The following is a 19,205-nucleotide window of genomic DNA, read 5'->3' on the forward strand; positions in this document are numbered from 1 at the left end:
CGATCCGCTTGGGGCCGATCCGCTTGGGGCCGATCCGCTTGGGGCGAATTGCAATTCGCCCGTATCGATATGGATATCCGATCCTATCTTTCCGGATCTTTCCGCTTCGCCCTCCCGGATAAAATCTTTGATTTTCTTTATCGTGGCTATTTTATAGCCTCGTATTATAGAACCTATGGTTTGGGAAGGGGATCTGAATGTTCCGGTTTCGCCTTCTTTTCCTTTATGGAATAAAATCTCTATAATAGCATGAAAATGATTTGGCATCACGATAAATTCGTGTAAAGCCACCTGATCTCTTATGTTGCTTGTATTCACCCATTCCTCGCAGGCCATTTGTCCATAAGGGTTTAAAATCATGTTCCCCTTTTTGATATCCCCGAAAATATGCTCCCTGTTTTGTACACAAAGCGTTATAAAATACAATCCCTCCCGGGCATAATCATAGCCTTTTAGGCGGATGCTTCTGCGATGATGGATATGGGGGTTGTACGGGCTCATAAAAATTATTTTATGCTTTTGATATATTGCCTAAACGATCGACTTTGAGTTTGATACATCTTTCTTTTATACGAACCGAATCGTTCATCATTATTTCCAATTTATTTAAACTCCCAAGTTCACCAATCTTAGTTTTAGCATCATAAGATTTAATTAGCGTGGAAATATTTGAGTGAATAAAATGACATTCGCTTCCTGTCGAACTCACCATTTTATAAATACTTGAAACCTGTATTTGGCTTATATCATCGGTATTTATTGTATGCACAATATCAGGTCTTACTTCCAATGGTACATATACCAAATCATTAGGAGAAAGATGGAATACTAACTTATTCCCTTTCTCATCCATTTCAGGAACTGAATTAAGGCCTTGTTTTTGCCTTTCAATAACGATATTCAGCGGAATGGTTTCATAACTTCGTTTCTGCTTTTTTTCATCCCAATAAACAGCAAAAAACAAGTTTGTCCCTTTAGCGGCTTCAACATACTTATCCTTTTTGTTTCCTTTAAAACCAACCGGGAACTTACTTCCCGTTTCAAAAACTCTAACTTTTAATATAGGATGATGTGGTTTTCCCTCATTACATTGCACAATATTTTTGTTCATATCTTCAATTCCTTCAGGTGAAAACGCCAATTCCGGGTGCTCTATCAACTTTTTACTTTTGATTAGCTCCCTCCTTTTCGAAATCCTTTGTGAAAGATTGTTGAGTGGAATACCTGCTGCAGGTTCATCATATTTTTGTAGGTGATTAATCAATATTTTTTGAATTCCGGTATCAGTTATGCTGTCAATACTTTTTGAATCAAAAGAGGTATCAAGGGTTTTACGGGTGGCGGTGAGGATTTTTCCTTTAGGTACTTTAATTCTGGATAAGTGAACCTGTCCTGATACTGTTTCCTTATGAATAGGCTTTCTTATTGCAAGATTCACTCCTTTTTGTTCTACTTTTATTTTCTTTCCGTCTACAATTTTCTCATAATAATTGGTAGCCTTATTGATAACGCGTAAATTCTGCTTGAAACTTACCACGATCTTTTCCAACTCATTCCTGGCATCGATAGTAAAGCTTTTCCATGGTTTTTTAAATTCCGTAAACTTATCTCTTTCTCTTCCGTTGTTATCCTTCCATTTTTCGGTGTTACGTAACTTATGTTGCAAATCAAATCGTTCTTTTGATCTGGCATGTTTATTATTCAATAAATTAACATGGTCACGGGTGGCACAAGCAATAACCAAGGCATCTAAAGCATGATGCCTGTGATCTATCCGCTTTTTTTGAAACCCTTTCGACAATTCTATAGGAACGGTTGGTAAAAATTTCTGATGTTTTCCATTCCAGGAAGTAAAGTCACCCGATTTTGTCAATTCATTCATTCGCTCAAAACGTGGCAAAATCAAATCATTCCACACATCGTTCAGTCCCCAATCCTGTTTCAATCTTCCTGTTATCTTTCCATTGCCCGGAATTATGTTTTTGGAATTTACACCTTCATCACCTTTTTCTGCCCGAACAATATTAGACAACAGCCCGGACACGAATTTGCTGATGTAACGTGTATCGTTCAATTGGCGTTCAATCATTTTTTCTGGAATTTCCTCCAGCAACAATTTGTTCTTCTTTCCGTGATTTTTATCGTAATGCTCTTTTACGAATGACTTATAGGCCACTTCTGATAAAATTTCAACTTCTCCTGAACTGGTCATTATCCTTTGTCCGTGATGATTTTTAATAAATTCTAATCCGAGCTGCTTATCTTTCATACTGTTTACTTCAGCTTCACAAATCACCTTATTACTAAAACTATCATCAAAATACCGACTTTGTGGAATTACATGTTCTATTTCATAGGCAGATGTAAATAGTTTACTCATCGGAATAGGCCTTCCGGTATAAGGCGATTTATATTTTTGTTCAAGCCAAAGCTTATATCTTTGAATTTCAGCCTTTGTAGGCTCGGATTTCTTACTTATTTTTTCAATTTCATCGGGAATTTCAATCCCGGAATTAAGTACTCCATCTTCATAAATTTTTAATGCTTCGTGTTGCATAGGAGAATACGGCCGCACATTTTCCACAGAATGATCATTTATCAATTCCAAAAGGATTGCTTTTATACGCAAATTGGTATTTTCATTTTCGGAAACGATACCTGATAGACGTTTACGCTTATCTGCCGGATTTTTCAAATCCCTACCCAGCTCAATATGAATTTCATCAAAATAATCTTTCGTGCCTTTTCCGAATTGTATCCATATATCCTTAACAACTCGTAAAGTTTCGGTAACAACCTGTTCTACTATCGGGTTACGTAAAGTATGCTGTTTAAAATCTTTTAGATAATCTTCCAGGTCGTCAACAGAATTCCACTTCCCTGCAATATCTGCTTCCGAATGACGATCGTACACAATATACTGAGCCAACCATAATTGTAATCCCTGAAAATGAATTTCTTCTGTCAGATCAATGGCCTTCTCACGCACACTGTCTTTAATAGCTTCGTCATACTCTCCGGTAATTATTCTGTCTATCCGTTTTTTTGTTTCCTTATCAATAGCGTCCCAATTCCAGTATTTACCAATTCGCAGTAAAGGCAATAGTTTTTTTATTGCTTTTTCCGAATATCTACCATAATCACTGTCAAAAGGTTTGAATTTTTTAAAGTTTTCTACAAATGAGGCCTCAGTCAATCCATATTTACCGGCAAAAGATTTTAACCCTTTTTCGAACTCAATTTTGTCGGTAACTGAGTAAATCAGGTGCCACAAGTGCTGTTCGATTTCTTTGGTTAAGAAATTTTCGGAGATATTTTCAACCTTATTCAACCGTCTCCTGATCTCATATCCCGTTTCATTCATCGGATATTTTTTAGATTCCCCTTTATCCGGATCATAAACATAATTCCATCGATATTTCTCTATCTTCTTTGATACTTCATTCTTTAACGATCTTCCTTTGGCATTTGGAAATTTTTCTTTGATCAGGGGCTCGATAAAATAAGTCAGGACATCAATATGATCCACTTCTTTTTGGCCCATCAAAAACTCAAAAACTTCCTCTTTATCTTTAGTTCCTTTGATAAATTGAGTGGTTACATCAACATCGTCTTCCCTGCTATAAATCTTCAGGTTATATAGCCATTGCCATACTCTGAACTCCTGATAAAAAGGATTAGATTTAGGTATAGCTTTTAAATATCGAGTTTGTTCATTTCCATCCTTGTCTCTATAGATCCTGAATTCCAAAGCGCAGTTTCCTATAGATGATTTTTGACTCTTTAACGGACGTTGGTAGAAAATAATATCGTCTATAAACAAATGAACAAAATCGCGATTACTCAATTGTAATCGGTGAGCTTCATTACTTCTGTATAATTCACGAACACAGTCATTATACAAATCTTTAGAAAATAATTCAGGCTGTAGCTCTATCTGCTTTTGCAGAATCTGTTTTAATTCATCTTTATAAAACTTACGCTCAATAGTCCTGATTAATTTACCTTTAATTTTTTGATCCGGATTTTGGAGTAGATTATCATAAACATAAGTTCCTATAGTTCCTTTTATGCCGGTATTTATTTTATGTCTACCGATATGTTTATCCAAATCAGATTCTGTTTTCTTTTTGACTAAGGTCCAGTCATCTTCCTTAGGTGCACGAAAACTCCTTTTTTCTTCTCCGTCTTTATTCGTTCTTACAGAACCATCATCATTCAGATCTGTTGTTACAATAAAATCTCTGCTTTTACCTTTCCAATCGGACAAATCAGTTTTACTGGAACGCCTGTAAATCCATCCATTTTCCAGTACTAAAGAATACCAGGTTTCTCCTTTTTTATTGGGTTCTTCATCGGCTGTAACATCGACAATTTTTAAAGAATAGAATTCAACCGATTTATTAGGATTCTCTTCTTCTTCTTCTCCCCGCAATTGATAATACCCCCGCTTCTGATTAAAATTGAGAATGATCCAGGCCAGTTCCTCTTTTTCTAATTTATAGAACAAAGCCTTTTTGCGTAAATAATAAAGAGTCCAGTCGTAAGGAATTTTTACTTCTTTTCCGTTAACCTTAAAATCAGCTACCATTTCGGAAAAAGAATCTTTAAAAAGAAATTCAAATCGATCTCTTTCATTTTTCTTCCAGGCTATTTTGGGTTCGGTTTCTTCAAAGAACTTTCCTAAACGTTTCCCGAAATCTATTTGCGAAGCATAATGTTCCGGGAGAAATCCAAGAACGTTAAGTATTCGATGCAGTCTCTCTCTGCGTAGAAGATGTCTTTCTCTAAGTCTTCTTGTACTTCTGTACTTTGTCCTTTCGGCAGTTTGTGAAATTGAATTTCCCTTCCCGAAATCACCCAAAACATCCTGACTCATCGGAATAATCCGACTTCCCATGCCGAGTATTTTACCTTGCTTATTTTCCAAATCCTGTTCAACCAATGCCCACCCAACAGAGTTAGTACCCAGATCCAGTCCTAATATTGTTTTCATTTCAATTAAAGATTTACGCGGTTAGTTTAATCCGTAATGCATTTTTAGTGTATTCGGTAATGGGGCGAAATTTGATTTTTTAAAAATAAATAAAAAATATCATAACTTTTACGGGAAGCCACATCTGTACTAAAATAGTTTTCATATCTTTACCGTACAATTTTTGAAAAGCAATTCACAATAAGGATTATTCCGTTGTGAAAACATCTGGGTTACCTCTTGTCCATAATCAGGAGGTTTTTTTATGCCCGAATGTTTTATGAATATACCTGAGGCAGAAGTAATAATCGGGCAAAGAAGATAATAATACAACTCCGAAGTACCGGAAATAGATAGGATTGTCAGTAAGAACCTAATCCAATGCAAACGACATCCCCACCGCAAAAGCTCCGGAATATTGTTCTGCCGAAGGATGAAAGTAATAGACAAACCCGATATCGAAGTTATGATGACGCCCGACGAGCAGTCCGAATGAAAACGGGATATGCCAAAGCATTCCGCTCTTTTTAATATCGGTGTAGCCGGTATACGTCACAAACGATCCTAACGAAGTCCCTATCCCTCCCTCTGCATAAGGCGCTACCCACGGAATAGGAGCTATAACCCGTGCTTTGCCACCAAGGAGAAAAGCATTTGCCGAAATTTCGTAACCTGCTTCGCGCTGCATGGAATTCTTATCGCTTGTTTTAACCAATATAACCCCGGCATAAGGGCGTAGGCTCAACCAGCTTTTCAGGTTCAGAACGTACTCTCCCTGCGCATAGAAACCGTCTCCCAAAATATCCACATCGTCATAAGGAGCCGACATACCGTACCCTATAGAAGCCTGAATAAATTCCCCGCGTGCGGTCTGTCCGTGCAGGAAGTAACTCAGGAATAGCGTGCATAATGTAAGAGTACATTTTTTTACAGTACGGGCAACAGGGCCATGTAATGACATTATCGGATGGTTAGAAGTTATGCTTTTTAATAAAAAAGCGAAAATATACTTTTATTCCATATTACCCGCCAAAAAACCGCTTATACCAACCGAAAAATCAAAAAGCAGCCCGACCGGAATTAACAACGATACCGGTTCTGCAAACCCGGAATCTGATGCTCCCGGTCGACCGGAATATACGTATGACCGTACCCGGTATTCTTACAACCGTATCGAATATTCCTGCTACTGTGTCCAATATTCTTGCGACTGCATCTAATATTCTTATCCCTGTGCCGGGTATTCTTGCGCCTGCGTTTAATATTCTTGCACCTGTGCCGGGTATTCTCGCGACTACATTTAATATTCTTGCGCCTGTGCCGGGCATTCTCGCGACTGCGTCCAATATTCTTGCACCTGTAAACCGCATTCCCCGGGTAGTAGAACATATTCTTCCTGCCATAACCATCCCTAAGCGGCGGTACCCCGGATTTCTCCCAAACAAAACTCCGGAACAGCCTCCACCCCACCCGGAAAAGAAACAAGATGTAAAAAATTTAACTTTTATTTAAATTCAGTCTTGATAAAAGCAAAAAACTTAGTAGTTTTGCCGTGCTATTTAAAACAAATCCAAATAAATATAAAAATGGGGAAAAGAATACTTTTCATAGTATATGTTTGCTGCCTGTCCGCAGGGCTCTTTGCACAAACCCAGCGATCAGCGGTTCGGGGTACGGTTACCGATAATTCCGGGCAACCTGTGATGGGGGCCAATGTTCTTATTAAAGGCACGCATTACGGATCGTCTACCGATACCAACGGAAATTTCAATATAAAAAATGTGCCACACGGGGCGCATATCCTTGTAGTCAGTACCATCGGCTTTCAGACCCGTGAGATCTCCCTTTCGGTCACTTCCGGTATGGGGCCGGTAGATGTAGAACTCCGGGAAAGCGTTAGCCAGTTGCAGGAGATCACACTCTCCGGGAGCAAGAAAGATAATTATTCGAGAGAAACCGTATCGCCTTCACTCCGAATGAATCAGCAGATCAGCAAAATGCCGCAAAACGTACAGGTCGTTCCCGAAGAGCTTCTTACCGATCAGCAGTCGTTTACCATGATGGACGCCATTACCAGGAATGTCAGTGGTGCACAGATGGTAGAACACTGGGGATGGTTTGCCCGGGTGAATATGCGTGGGTTCCGGCTTCCGGCCTTCCGGAACGGAATGAATGTGGAAATGACCTGGGGGCCGCTCTCCGAAGACCTGAGTATGGTAGAACAGATAGAATTCGTCAAGGGACCGGCCGGCTTTATGATGGCGGCAGGACAACCCGGCGGGTTTTATAACGTAGTGACCAAGAAGCCTAAAAAAGAGACTTTTGCCCATGTGTCTTTCACCACCGGGAGTTATGACACCTATCGCGGAACTGTCGATGTCGGCAGCTATGCCGGCGACGGAAAACTACAGTACAGGGTTAATGCCATGGCACAATCGGCCAACTCGCATCGCGATTACGAACCTTCTTCCAGGTTTTCCGTAGTGCCTTCCCTGCGTTATGAAATCACCAAAAACTCCATCCTTACCCAGGAATTCACTTACCAAAAGGCCAAGATGAAAGCCGGGGCGGCCTATGTCTTTGCCCCGGTAGATGTTGGTTTCGGCGGACTCGACCGCGATTTTGCGACCATAGATCCGGCATATCCGACCATGAATGTGGAAGAATACAACACAACGACCAACTTTACCCAGAAACTCGGAGACCGCTGGACCTTCCAGGCGCAGTATATGTATATGCAATACGAGCAGGAAGGCGCTACCCTATGGCCGGCCAGTATTGCTGATAACGGCGACCTTATCCGAAGTGTAACCAGTGCCGATGCCCTTGGCACCTATAACATCTTCCAGGCCTTTGTTAACGGCGATTTCAATACCGGTGCCGTGAAACACAAAGTTCTTGCCGGATTTGATTTTAATGAGAAACAATTCTGGGCCGACTGGAACCAGGGCGGGGCTATCGATACCCCCGAAAACCCCTTTAATATTTTCGATCCGCACTACGGCGATGTAACCATGCCGGTATTCGACCGCTCTGTCAATATAAAAACAAGAGGGCTACCCAATGCTCTCGGACAAACCATACGCGCATACTACGCACAGGACGAACTGAATTTTATGGACGAACGCCTTCGCGTGACCCTCGCCGGACGCTACACACAGGCCGATGTTTATGCTTATGGTGTCTACTATGATGCCAGTAAATTTACGCCCCGTTTCGGCCTTAGCTTTGACATTACCCCTTCCCTGACGGTTTACGGATTGTACGACCAGTCGTTCTTCCCCCAGCAGGGTGCCAGATATATAGACGAAGACACTGCGGCACCGCTCGATCCGGAAGATTCTCATGATATAGAAGGAGGGCTTAAAAAATCGTGGTTCGACGGAAGACTCAAAACTTCCCTGACCGCATACCGGATGAAGAAAAAAAACCTCGCCGTTACCGATTATGAAAACGGGGTTCCGACCGATGGCGGAGGCATTTCCTATCCGTATTCCGTACAAATAGGAGAAGCCGTTTCCAAAGGAATAGAATTCGATGCCTCCGGGCAGCTTACTCCCGAACTCAACCTGGTGCTCAACTACGCCTACACTAACGTAGAAGACGGAGATGGCAACAAAATAGCAGGGTTCTCCGAACACATTACCAACGGATGGCTCAATTACAGCTTTAACGAATACTCGGTTTTACACGGTTTCGGAGCTTCTTTGGGTTACCAGTACCAGGTAAACCGCTCTTCGTGGAACTGGGGAGCCGACAACACTTCGGACCTTCCCGACTATTTCCGTATGGACGGCGGTATCTTCTGGAGAAACTCCAATATCGATATTCGTCTGAATGTAAATAATCTCCTGAACAAATACCTCTACTCCGGCGCCAACTACGGTTCGTATATGTACTGGCAGTCCGAACCCGGAAGAAATTTCAGACTCAGCATTGCCTATAAGTTTTAATGAAAGCCGGTCTTATGACCAACAAAAAGAGCCACTTCCATAGCTGCGAAGTGGCTCTTTTTATGTTGTTACCGATCACTACGGAGTAACTCTATAAGTATCTCCTTATGTATATGATCTTCCTATCGTTTCTCGGCATATTCAAATTTATCAAAATTCGAAGGCAGTATATTGGTCACTTCCAGCTTGTTTGATGTTATCGTCGGTTTTGCCATAATAATACGCGTATCTTCGGTAACCTCCACATCGTGCTCGCTTCGCATGTTTACCATGTCGATATGCAAAAGCTTAAAATGGTGTGTCCCGTTTTTCATGTTGATAATAACATATTCACCCGGCCTGATCTGTCCCATAGGCTTTTCATCCAGCCAGATATTTAATCTTGCCGTATTGTCTGCCGTATGCAGCAGATTGGCGCCGTTATAGATAAGTACACTTCCGTTGCCCAGCTGCTCCGGCCCTACATTTTTCAGGTCCGTTTTTATAAAGGCATATTCCGATGATATCGGCTTCAATGCACAAGAACTTGCCAATGCACATACCATCAGCGCTACTACGATCTTTAGTCTTTTCATCTCTTTTTATATTTACTTTTTAATAATCAGTTTTGTCGGCAGGCAGGCCCTTACCATACCTTGATAACGTTGTATTCGATTCGATACCTTTATCCATAGGATTTCATAACAGGTTCTGATGATATTTCTTAAAACACTGTCTGAGGCCTGTCCCGGTATTTTAATGTACCAGGGTTAAGTGAGATTTCCATTGCTCCGGAATATCATTTAGCGTATAGACTTTTAATGCCCGCTCTTCTTTTTCCGTACCGACAATAATATTTTCCTGAGTTTGCATCGTTTCGTTGATAAATTCGGTATCCAATTTATACATGGCCCCCGTCGCCGGATCTACAATAAGCATCCCAATAAGTCCCCCGAATAAAATATTACCGAAATACCACCCGTCCACCTTAAAAGTAACGGGAACTGTTTTCGGTTCATATCCCGGCTTCTCCAGGAGTACCTGATAATGTGCTTTTGAAAAAAAACCACTTCCGGATTCGAGTTTTACGACAGTGGGTGTCTTTCCGATAAATACCTGTTTTCCTTTTTTGTTGGTAATCGAAACTTTAGCTTCACTTGGGGTGCTGCTAATCATAATAGGATAACTACTCTTACTTACAATACTTGCACAGCTTGTACCGATGAGCAGCATTCCCAAAAGGGCAATACGTGTAAAATTCTTATTCATGAATTACAAATTGGTTAATATATAGATTAGGTTGTTTGTTTTTACAGGGTACTGGTATGTTTCAAAAAGGGTTATCTTTTTCCGGGTCGCTAATTTTCTGGAAATATATTACTTTCCATTACGGTTTTCCATATATCTGTAAAGAAAGTTCAATTTTTTTAAGAATCGAAAGTTAAAGCCTACAATAGCAGTAAACTTTTCACCCTGTCTTCATCCTTTTTCGGAACAAACTGCTGTTCGGCAACGCCAAATGTCCATCGCAAAATCGGTTGCCGCTATTCTGTTTATACTATACTCCCACTCCTTTTTATCCCCTATCCCCATTTCGCACACAAAATCCCGCAAAACGGCTACAGCCAGGGGCTGGCAATTACTCAATTTTGTAGTATCAAATTAAAAACAGCATTCACGATGGAACACGACAAAGCAAACGAGCCGAAAGTATGGTTTATAACCGGCTCATCCAGAGGTTTCGGCCGGGTATGGACCGAAGCCGCACTGCAACGGGGCGATAAAGTGGCAGCCACAGCCAGGAATACGGACAGTATTGCCGACTTTAAAGAAAAATACGGGGATAACGCCCTCATCCTTCCCCTCGATGTTACAAAACCGGACCAGGTACAACATGCCGTTAAGGCTGCACACGAACATTTCGGCAAGCTGGATATCGTTATCAACAATGCCGGGTATTCCCTCGTAGGGACGATAGAAGAAGCCCGGCCCGAAGACATCCGCGCCCTTTACGAAACCAATGTCCTCGGTCCCGTATCGGTTATCCGGGAGGTATTGCCCATCATGCGAAAGCAGGGTTACGGACATATTCTGGGAACCTCCAGCAATCTCGGACATTTTGTTATCCCCCTTATCGGCTATTACTGCTCCTCCAAGTGGGCGTTCGAAGCCATTCACGAAAGTCTGGCCGCAGAGGTAAAAGCCTTCGGTATCCACGTTACTATCATCGAGCCGGGAGCCTATGCCACTGAGTTCGGAAGCCAGGCATCACTCAAATTTTCCGATAATCAATCGCAGTACGATAACCTCAGGGCCTCGGTCTGGGAAAACATCGGTCAATACGAAAAAGGTGATCCCAATGCTACCGCATCTGCAATTTTAACCGTAGTAGATACGGCTACACCACCGTTGCGATTGTTTTTGGGAAGTCAGAACCTGGACGGTATCAAACAGACCTATGCAGACCGCATCAAGGTCTGGGAAGCCTGGCAGGACGTTGCTGTCGCAGCTCAGGGATAATCCACCAAAAAATCAGCGACAGTCAGCCTCCTGCTTTTCTGTTGCTGATTTTTTCAGTACTTTGTACGATCATTACACGACAACCGGGATGAAAAAGAACAATCCAGCTCCGATAAAATTCGCATCGCTTGCAGAAGGCCTGAAAGCATTCGGTTTTCCGCCGCCTTTGCATCCGTTGATCACCGTGATGAACGGTATAGACAGTCCACCGGAACATCATGCCCGTCCGGCCGGGCATGTACTGACGTTTTACAAGATCGCTTTCCGTCCGAATATAGGGGGGCTGCTGCGGTACGGACAGACCCATTTCGATTATAACGAAGGGGGCTTGTTTTTTGCCGCACCCAACCAGATCGTGGCCCCGGACGAAAACGAACCCGGAGAAGCTCCCTGCACCCGCCGGGAAATCGCGATCCTGATGCACCCCGATTTTTTACTGCACTATCCCCTCGCAGCTAAGATCAGGAAATACCGGTTCTTTTCCTATGCCGTCAACGAGGCGCTGCACCTGTCCGAAAAAGAAAAAGACATCGTCCTCTACCTCTTCCGGAGTATCGCAGAAGAACTCGGCAACCGCATCGACGAACACAGCCAGGATGTCGTTATCGCCCAGCTGGAACTGCTCCTCAGTTATGCCGAGCGGTTCTACAAACGGCAATTTATTACCCGTAAAACCATCAATAATAACCTGCTGCAACAGTTCGAAGAAAGACTGAACAGCTATTTTGATGAAGAAGAACCCCTTCACCGGGGCATTCCCACAGTTCGCGACCTGGCCGACAGCCTGTCTGTTTCCCCGGGTTACCTGGGCGATATGTTACGCACCCTCACCGGGCAGAATGCCCAGCAGCACATTCACGAAAAACTCATCGAAAAAGCCAAAGAACAATTGTCCACTACCGCTTTGTCCGTCTCCGAAATTGCCTACAGCCTGGGTTTCGAACACCCGCAAAGCTTCAGCAAACTGTTCAAGACCAAAACCAGGCAGAGCCCGCTGGAATTCCGGGCGGGGTTTAACTGATGGTACAATACCGTCAGGACATTCATCCGGGTTTGCAGCTACGTTCTTTTCAGGCGCTTTATGGCCTTTGTCAGCGTCATCCGCTCTGGCAGGGACGGGGTCAGGGCTATAGCCTGTTTGTAATGTGCTATGGCCCTGTCACGGTCTTTACCGGCATACAGAAATCCCAGTAATGCATGGTAAAATCTGCTATCCGTAGCTTTTGTTTTTTCCGCTTCTGCAATTGCTTTTTCCTTTCCGTGCACCATAGCCAGGGCAAATATCCTGTTCCATGCGGTCAGGGGCGAAGCATCCAGCAGAACCAGCTGATCGTAAAGCGTAAGAATGTAACGCCACTTATCGCCGTCGGTTGGTGTGGTATGCCAGTAGGCAATAGCTGCCTCCAGGTGGTAGCGCGATACTTCCCCGCCGTTGGTAGCATTGACCAGGAAATAATTTCCCCGCCGGATAAGTGCTTCATCCCACAATGACCGGTCCTGTTCCTCAAAAAGGATGGTTTCGCCCTTATCATCTGTCCTCGCTTCCAATCGCGAACTCTGAAAGCACATCAATGCCAGTAAAGCATTGGTTTGGGGCGTATCGGTACACGGATGTTCGGTGAGTACCAGGGCGAGCCTCACCGCTTCGGAACAAAGTTCTTTCCGGACCAGCCGGTTGCCGGTCCCCGAAAAGTACCCTTCGTTAAAAAGCAGGTATAGTGTTTTGAGCACAGTATCCAGTCTTGACGCCACTTCTGTTTCGCTCAACGGTTCGATACGGAAATTATCCTCACGCAGATTCTTCCTTGCCCGCTGCAGGCGCTTTTTTATGGTTTCCGGTTTGGTCAGAAAAGCATTCGCAATTTCTGCCACGCTAAAACCGCAAAGTACCTGTAGTGCCAACGCTATCTGGCTTTCGCGCGCATTGGCAGGATTGCATACGGCAAGGATCATGGCCAATTGGCTGTCGGCAATCAGGTGCCGGTCAAATACGATAACGGGGACCTGCTCCGCTTCTCCAGGGCTCAGACGATCCCTGACCTGTGTTTCGAAAACAGTACGATGCCTGAAATAATCCCTTGCTTTATTCTTCGCCACCGTATAAAGCCACGCCTGCGGATTTTCGGGAATACCGTGAACAGCCCAATGCTCCGATGCTTTCAGGAACGTATCACTGGCTATATCTTCGGCTGTCTCCAGGTGCTTTAAGCCGAAATGACGGCATAAAACAGCCGTCATTTTCGCATATTCCTGCCGGAATAAATGGGGTAACAGTTCGTTATAAGGTGTTTGAGCCCCCAATACTAATCGCGTTTTAAAACTTCTCTGACCTCGATAGTTCCTCCTACCTGTTCGAAAATGGGGTTTCCTTTGGCCATGTGCACGGCCTCGTCAATACTTTCTGCCTTAACGACGATATACCCGCTGATAAACTCCTTGATCTCCGTAAAAGGACCATCCGTTACCGTGCGGTCCGTCTGTACGGTTTTGGCACTTCCCGGAGCAGGAAGCAGTGTATTGCCCTTATCGGCCAGTTTATTCTGTGCAGCTATCCCTGCCAACCAGTTCATCCGTTCCTGCATTTGCTCCGGGGAAGGTTTGAAATCGGCCATGTCTTTTAACCTGAAAATTAATGCGAATTCTTTCATTTCAATATACTTTTAACGTTCATTATTATGACGATCGGGATGCACCGACGGGGACAATAATTCCTCTTTTTTTTAGGGTTATACTATATACACTATCATATCCGGAACGGACAATACCCCGGCTGAAGTGCTCTCTATACCCACAAGACATTTCCTTTTCCCCAGGCAGCTCTTATCATAAACTTACACATCATTTCCCGGATATTTACTATCGTCCTATCCTTTTTCAACCTACCTGTTCCGATAATTATCGGCGTATGTAATGTATAAAAAAACCATTACTTTACGTACCGTTCAACTACTTTTAATCAGGAGATCAATCTGTTAAGGCAACACCTCAAAACTATTTACCTCAAGCAAAATGCTCCGAAATACACAGGAGTAAAATAGCGATCTTTCTAAAACTGGTAACCGACGCTCCGGCCCGGATTAAAAAATTTAGCATACCCGGGAGCCGGGCTTCAGTCCCTGTATTTTCGGGAACAGGATAATTCCATAGTTCGTGTAATACCTGTTTGTGCCAGGAAACTTTCGTCATGCGAAATAACCAGGAGTGTACCCTGGTACGCTTTAACCGCTGATATGAGGATATCTGTATTTCTGATATCCAGATTGTTTGTCGGCTCATCCAGAATAATCATATCGGGAGAACGGTTTTTCATGGTCAGACAACACAATATCAGTCGCATTCTTTCTCCACCACTTAATGCCCGGCAGGGCTTTTCCCAATCGTCTATGGTAAATAAAAAACGGTGAAGCCTGGTCTTAACTTCATGTTCTTCCAACAGATCGGTATTATATAATTGTGCCTGTTCATAAACCGTTATTTCCTCATCGGCTAATGTATAGTCCTGATCCATATACACCGATTCATGTTCTGCTCTATACACGGTGCCCGACACCGGCTGTAACCTCCCCGTAATCATTTGTATAAGCGTTGTTTTCCCGGAACCATTTGCCCCTTTCAGCGCAATACGCTCCCCTCCGGTAATATGAAAATTAAGATGCTTTTCCCAGAGTAACCGGCTACCATAAGCGAAATTGATGTCCGTAGCGGTGAAAAGTATTTTTCCGGGGTGCATTCGGGAAGAATTAAAATCAAAAATCATCTGGTCCCTGTCAGGCAGGACAGCCTGTAACTCCCGTAAATTTTTCGAGAGATCACCGATCCTTTCCGTATGGACATTTTTCAACTTCGATGTACTGTTTTCCGCTTTATTGCGCAATGTGTTCATCATAATCCGGGCAACACCAGACTTTTCCTGCTTTCCTCTTCCCCGGTTATCCGACTTTTGTTGTCGTTCCGATATTTCCTTTTTCCTCTCTCTTGCTTTTCGCAATGCCTTTTCCTTACTTTGGATATCCTGGTGTAAGGCATTGTGTTCTATTTGCTTTTGCTTTATATAAAAATCATAATTACCCCCATATACCTTTATTCCTTTTGCCCCCAACTCGTATGTTGTGTTCAAAAGATTAAGCAACTTTTTGTCGTGGCTAACGACGATCAGTGTACTTCCGGTAGACCGGATAAAGGAGTACAAAAGTGTCCTTCCTATACTATCCAGATGATTACTTGGTTCATCCAGTAGTACCAGGGGTGCCTGGTGAATGGCTATTCCTGCGAGAAAAACTCTTGTTTTCTGCCCACCGCTCAAGGTCTCCATTTTTTGTGTCAGGTCCAGATCCGATAATTGCCAATATTCAAGGGCTTCTGTACACCGGTCTGCAATTGTCCAGTCATCATGGAGGGTATGCAGGTTGTCTTCTGTGACCTTTCCTTCCAGAATTTCGTTTAAGGCACGGATTTTCTCATCAATCTGCAAAGCCTGTGCTATAGTAAGGTCATTGTATTGCCCATACGCTTGCGGAACGTAATAAAATCTGCAATCAATATTTAACTGACCTTCGGATGCATGTAATTCGCCCGCGATGATTTTTAGCAACGTAGATTTTCCTGCTCCGTTATTGCCGGTTAAAGCTACTTTGTCATGATGATGTATGGTGAAGCTGATATTCGTAAAAAGTACATCCCTGTTAGGATGCAAATAGGTAAGTTGCTGTAAAGTCAACATAATTTCTTTCTTTAAAAATAAAACGTGTATCAAACCAAAAAACAGTCTGATTTTTTAAAGGGCCAGAAAGAAATATTTTTTCACATGTGCTATCGACTCTGCATTTTAAGTAAACAAATATACGTTTTTTTGTGATTAAACCCAATCCCCCTGACCCCTGCGGAGAAACTACCGGACTTCACCAGCAGGCAGCCCGGTTCAAAAACGGGGGACGTAAGCCTTTCCGGCCTCTGCCCAAACCGTTCTTCTTCCGATCAGAGAAGAGTATTGTAAAACCAGTGATACCAGTCATTTGTTCCCCGTTTTTTTAGAACTACTGTTGCCCGGCCGGACAAAATCACTACATTTGTCTTTATGCGTATAATGGTCGTCATACTGGCACTGCTAACCCTAACCTTGTCGGTCATGCCTTGCTGTGCCTTTGAAGACCCGTGTACGACAGCAACGGTTCATTTGTGTGACGATGAGTCTCCTTCGGGCGACCATGATCCGTGCGGGAATTGTTCCCCGTTTTTCACCTGTGGTACCTGTTCCGGTTTTGTACTTCCGGCCCAGGATTTTTCCTCTGCACCCTTACCCGGGGAACATAAGGGCCTTATCATTTTCGAGCCCGTAATGCTTTCTTTTCTCCCACCATCCGATCTGCTGAGGCCTCCGCGCCATTAGATCATTACACCGTTATTCTTTATTAAGATCTTACGAAAAAAGATCAATATATTCATTTTTTATATTCCATAACATCCGTGAAATATTATCTCACCGGAATGCTGTTACTATGCGTATATAGTATGGCATTCGCACAACACACTTTTGAAACTTATATCAAAGACGAGCACAACCGGGAACCCTTACCGGGGGTTTCCGTATATTTCCCGGAACTGGAAAAAGGAGGGGCGAGCGACTCCGACGGCTTTATTTCCATTCCGGGTATTCCCACAGGGAAATACACCATAGAATTCCGGTATATGGGATACGGCTCCCTGCAGATCGAACAAACATTTCCCGTTCCGGCAAACGACTTACCGCTCGTCTTTTATCTTTCTCCAACGCATGAAACCATGGATGAAGTGGTCCTCACATCTACCCGGAGTACCCGGACCATTGAAGACATTCCCACCCGTATAGAGTTTATTGCCGGAGAAGAACTTGCCGAGAAAGGAAACATGAAACCCGGTGATATCAGGATGCTGCTCAATGAAAGTACCGGTATTCAGACCCAGCAAACCTCTGCAACAAGTTATAATTCGAGTATTCGTATCCAGGGGCTGGACGGAAAGTACACCCAGCTCCTCAGGGATGGTCTCCCGTTGTATTCCGGCTACTCCGGTGGGTTGAGCCTGATGCAGATTGCGCCGCTGGACCTGAAACAGGTAGAAGTTATCAAGGGATCTTCATCCACGCTATACGGGGGCGGGGCCATTGCCGGCCTCGTCAACCTGATATCCAGGACACCCGAAGAAAAAAGACAGCTCAACTTTATGGTTAACGGTACCTCTGCACTTGGGCTCGATGCCAGTGGGTTTTATGCGGAAAAATACGGAAAAGCCGGTATTACGGTTTTTGCCTCCTATAATAAAGGTACTGCCTATGACCCGGCAGACATAGGCCTTACCGCTATTCCGGAGTTTGAGCGTTTTACGCTAAATCCGAAACTGTTTCTCTACCTGAATCATACCGAGATACAACTGGGGCTTAACTATGTTACCGAAAACCGCCTTGGCGGAAGCATGGATTTCATCGGGGATAAAAGTGATTCGGGCTATTTCGAAAAAAACAATACCGACCGGGTCTCCACGCAGTTCCTGGCTACCCATACCCTTTCCGAACACACCCGTTTACAGGCGAAAAACAGTATAAGCCTGTTCAAAAGGAATATCGGTATTCCCGGATATACCTTTGGCGGGGAACAGGTCTCTTCCTTTTCGGAAGTCAACATCACTGTTAACAATGAGAAAACAGAATGGGTAGGTGGTCTTAATCTATGGACGGAAAACTTTACCCAGTCTGATGGAGACCCCGGGCAGGACCTGAGTTTTTCCGATCATACTTTAGGAGCTTTTATACAGAATACCTGGAACATTTCAGGAAAGTGGACTCTCGAAACCGGTTTACGCGGCGATTACCAGAACCATTATGGCAGCTTTTTCCTGCCTCGTTTCTCCCTGATGTTCGAACCTTCCTACCGGCTTACCTTCCGTACCGGTGGCGGGCTCGGTTACAAAACCCCCACCATTTTTACCGAAGATACCGAACGCTTACAGTTCCGTAACGTCCTACCTCCGGATATTTCGGGGAGCAAAGCAGAAAAATCTACGGGAATAAACCTCGATATCAATTATCGCTGGCCCATAGCCGGTGACTTAAGTCTTTCTACGAATACTTTACTGTTCTACACCCGGATCGATGATCCGTTGGTTCTCACATCCGATGATAACCGTACATACCGGTTTACACAACCGGAAGGATATGTCAATACACAGGGCATCGAAGCCAATATGAAATGGGGATACAAGGATTTTAAACTGTTTATGGGATATACCTACGCCGATGTAAAGGAACACTATGCCAACGGCACGTCTCCCTATCCCCTGGTAGCCAAACACCGGCTCAACAATGTGTTGATGTACGAAAAACACGAAAACTTCTGGGTCGGCCTGGAAGCCTATTACTACAGCCCGCAAGGCCTGAACGACGGTTCTACCGGGAAGTCATACTGGATTATGGGTATTATGTCAGAAAAAAAGCTGGGAGAACATTTTTCTGTTTTTCTCAACCTCGAAAATATGCTCGATACCCGGCAAACCCGGTTCGACACCATCTATACCGGGAGCATCAATGATCCGCAGTTCCGGGATATCTATGCTCCCGTAGACGGTTTTGTCGTTAACGGCGGTTTCAAGGTGATGCTCTGAGCGTAGTTGTATCATTCAGGAGACGGTATGAGTCCGGTTATCGTCTCCTGAATTTATTTTCCATGATTAAAGTACACGGCATCCGTATTACCCGGTGATATATGCCGCTTTACAATACATTTTGAAATATGTACAGACAAGACGAC

The 19,205-nt window shown here is 43.6% G+C and carries 13 protein-coding genes; 5 read left to right on the forward strand and 8 right to left on the reverse strand.

All coding sequences use genetic code 11. The features are described 5' to 3' along the window. The 3 genes from BT112_RS11120 to BT112_RS11130 form a co-directional block, all read right to left on the reverse strand. Window positions 1–501, reverse strand: a 501-nt coding sequence (locus BT112_RS11120; RefSeq protein ID WP_317039591.1) for a transposase, incomplete at its 3' end; no start/stop codon positions are given. Between the two features lie 10 nt (window positions 502–511). Further along, window positions 512–4,996, reverse strand: coding sequence for a type II CRISPR RNA-guided endonuclease Cas9 (gene cas9, locus BT112_RS11125; RefSeq protein WP_072317452.1), 4,485 nt, complete (start codon window positions 4,994–4,996; stop codon window positions 512–514). 352 nt (window positions 4,997–5,348) lie between these two features. After that, window positions 5,349–5,936 (reverse strand): hypothetical protein, encoded by a 588-nt coding sequence (locus BT112_RS11130; protein WP_083564884.1) that lies wholly within the window; start codon window positions 5,934–5,936, stop codon window positions 5,349–5,351. A 155-nt stretch (window positions 5,937–6,091) separates the two neighbouring features. Here BT112_RS11130 and BT112_RS11135 point away from each other — a divergent pair, with 155 nt between their 5' ends. Next, window positions 6,092–6,487 carry a hypothetical protein gene (locus BT112_RS11135; RefSeq protein ID WP_072317453.1) on the forward strand — a complete coding sequence of 132 codons (396 nt, stop codon included), beginning with the start codon at window positions 6,092–6,094 and terminating at the stop codon, window positions 6,485–6,487. A gap of 74 nt (window positions 6,488–6,561) precedes the next feature. Next, on the forward strand, window positions 6,562–8,928 hold the full coding sequence (locus BT112_RS11140; RefSeq protein ID WP_072317454.1) for a TonB-dependent receptor: 2,367 nt from the start codon (window positions 6,562–6,564) through the stop codon (window positions 8,926–8,928). 122 nt (window positions 8,929–9,050) lie between these two features. Here BT112_RS11140 and BT112_RS11145 read toward each other — a convergent pair whose 3' ends face one another. Both BT112_RS11145 and BT112_RS11150 read right to left on the reverse strand, forming a co-directional pair. Further along, window positions 9,051–9,503 (reverse strand): hypothetical protein, encoded by a 453-nt coding sequence (locus tag BT112_RS11145; RefSeq protein WP_072317455.1) that lies wholly within the window; start codon window positions 9,501–9,503, stop codon window positions 9,051–9,053. Between the two features lie 160 nt (window positions 9,504–9,663). Next, complete coding sequence (locus BT112_RS11150; RefSeq protein WP_072317456.1) at window positions 9,664–10,176, reverse strand: PEGA domain-containing protein; 513 nt, start codon at window positions 10,174–10,176, stop codon at window positions 9,664–9,666. Between the two features lie 411 nt (window positions 10,177–10,587). On the opposite strand from BT112_RS11150, the gene BT112_RS11155 reads away from it, so the two are divergent. Both BT112_RS11155 and BT112_RS11160 read left to right on the forward strand, forming a co-directional pair. Next, window positions 10,588–11,427 (forward strand): SDR family NAD(P)-dependent oxidoreductase, encoded by an 840-nt coding sequence (locus BT112_RS11155; protein WP_072317457.1) that lies wholly within the window; start codon window positions 10,588–10,590, stop codon window positions 11,425–11,427. An 88-nt stretch (window positions 11,428–11,515) separates the two neighbouring features. After that, window positions 11,516–12,448 carry a helix-turn-helix domain-containing protein gene (locus BT112_RS11160; RefSeq protein WP_072317458.1) on the forward strand — a complete coding sequence of 311 codons (933 nt, stop codon included), beginning with the start codon at window positions 11,516–11,518 and terminating at the stop codon, window positions 12,446–12,448. Between the two features lie 38 nt (window positions 12,449–12,486). Here the strand turns inward: BT112_RS11160 and BT112_RS11165 are convergent, their stop codons facing one another. From BT112_RS11165 to BT112_RS11175, 3 genes are all read right to left on the reverse strand, one after another. Beyond that, complete coding sequence (locus BT112_RS11165) at window positions 12,487–13,728, reverse strand: RNA polymerase sigma factor (RefSeq protein ID WP_072317459.1); 1,242 nt, start codon at window positions 13,726–13,728, stop codon at window positions 12,487–12,489. 2 nt (window positions 13,729–13,730) lie between these two features. Beyond that, the gene (locus tag BT112_RS11170) at window positions 13,731–14,075 is read right to left on the reverse strand and encodes a YciI family protein (RefSeq protein WP_072317460.1); all 345 of its coding nucleotides are present in this window, start codon (window positions 14,073–14,075) and stop codon (window positions 13,731–13,733) included. Between the two features lie 461 nt (window positions 14,076–14,536). Beyond that, the gene (locus BT112_RS11175) at window positions 14,537–16,147 is read right to left on the reverse strand and encodes an ABC-F family ATP-binding cassette domain-containing protein (RefSeq protein ID WP_072317543.1); all 1,611 of its coding nucleotides are present in this window, start codon (window positions 16,145–16,147) and stop codon (window positions 14,537–14,539) included. 788 nt (window positions 16,148–16,935) lie between these two features. Between BT112_RS11175 and BT112_RS11185 the strand changes: the two genes are divergently transcribed. Then, complete coding sequence (locus BT112_RS11185) at window positions 16,936–19,059, forward strand: TonB-dependent receptor (protein ID WP_245777026.1); 2,124 nt, start codon at window positions 16,936–16,938, stop codon at window positions 19,057–19,059. Window positions 19,060–19,205: the final 146 nt, after the last annotated feature.

The organism is Sinomicrobium oceani, assembly GCF_900119185.1.
GTDB lineage: Bacteria > Bacteroidota > Bacteroidia > Flavobacteriales > Flavobacteriaceae > Sinomicrobium > Sinomicrobium oceani.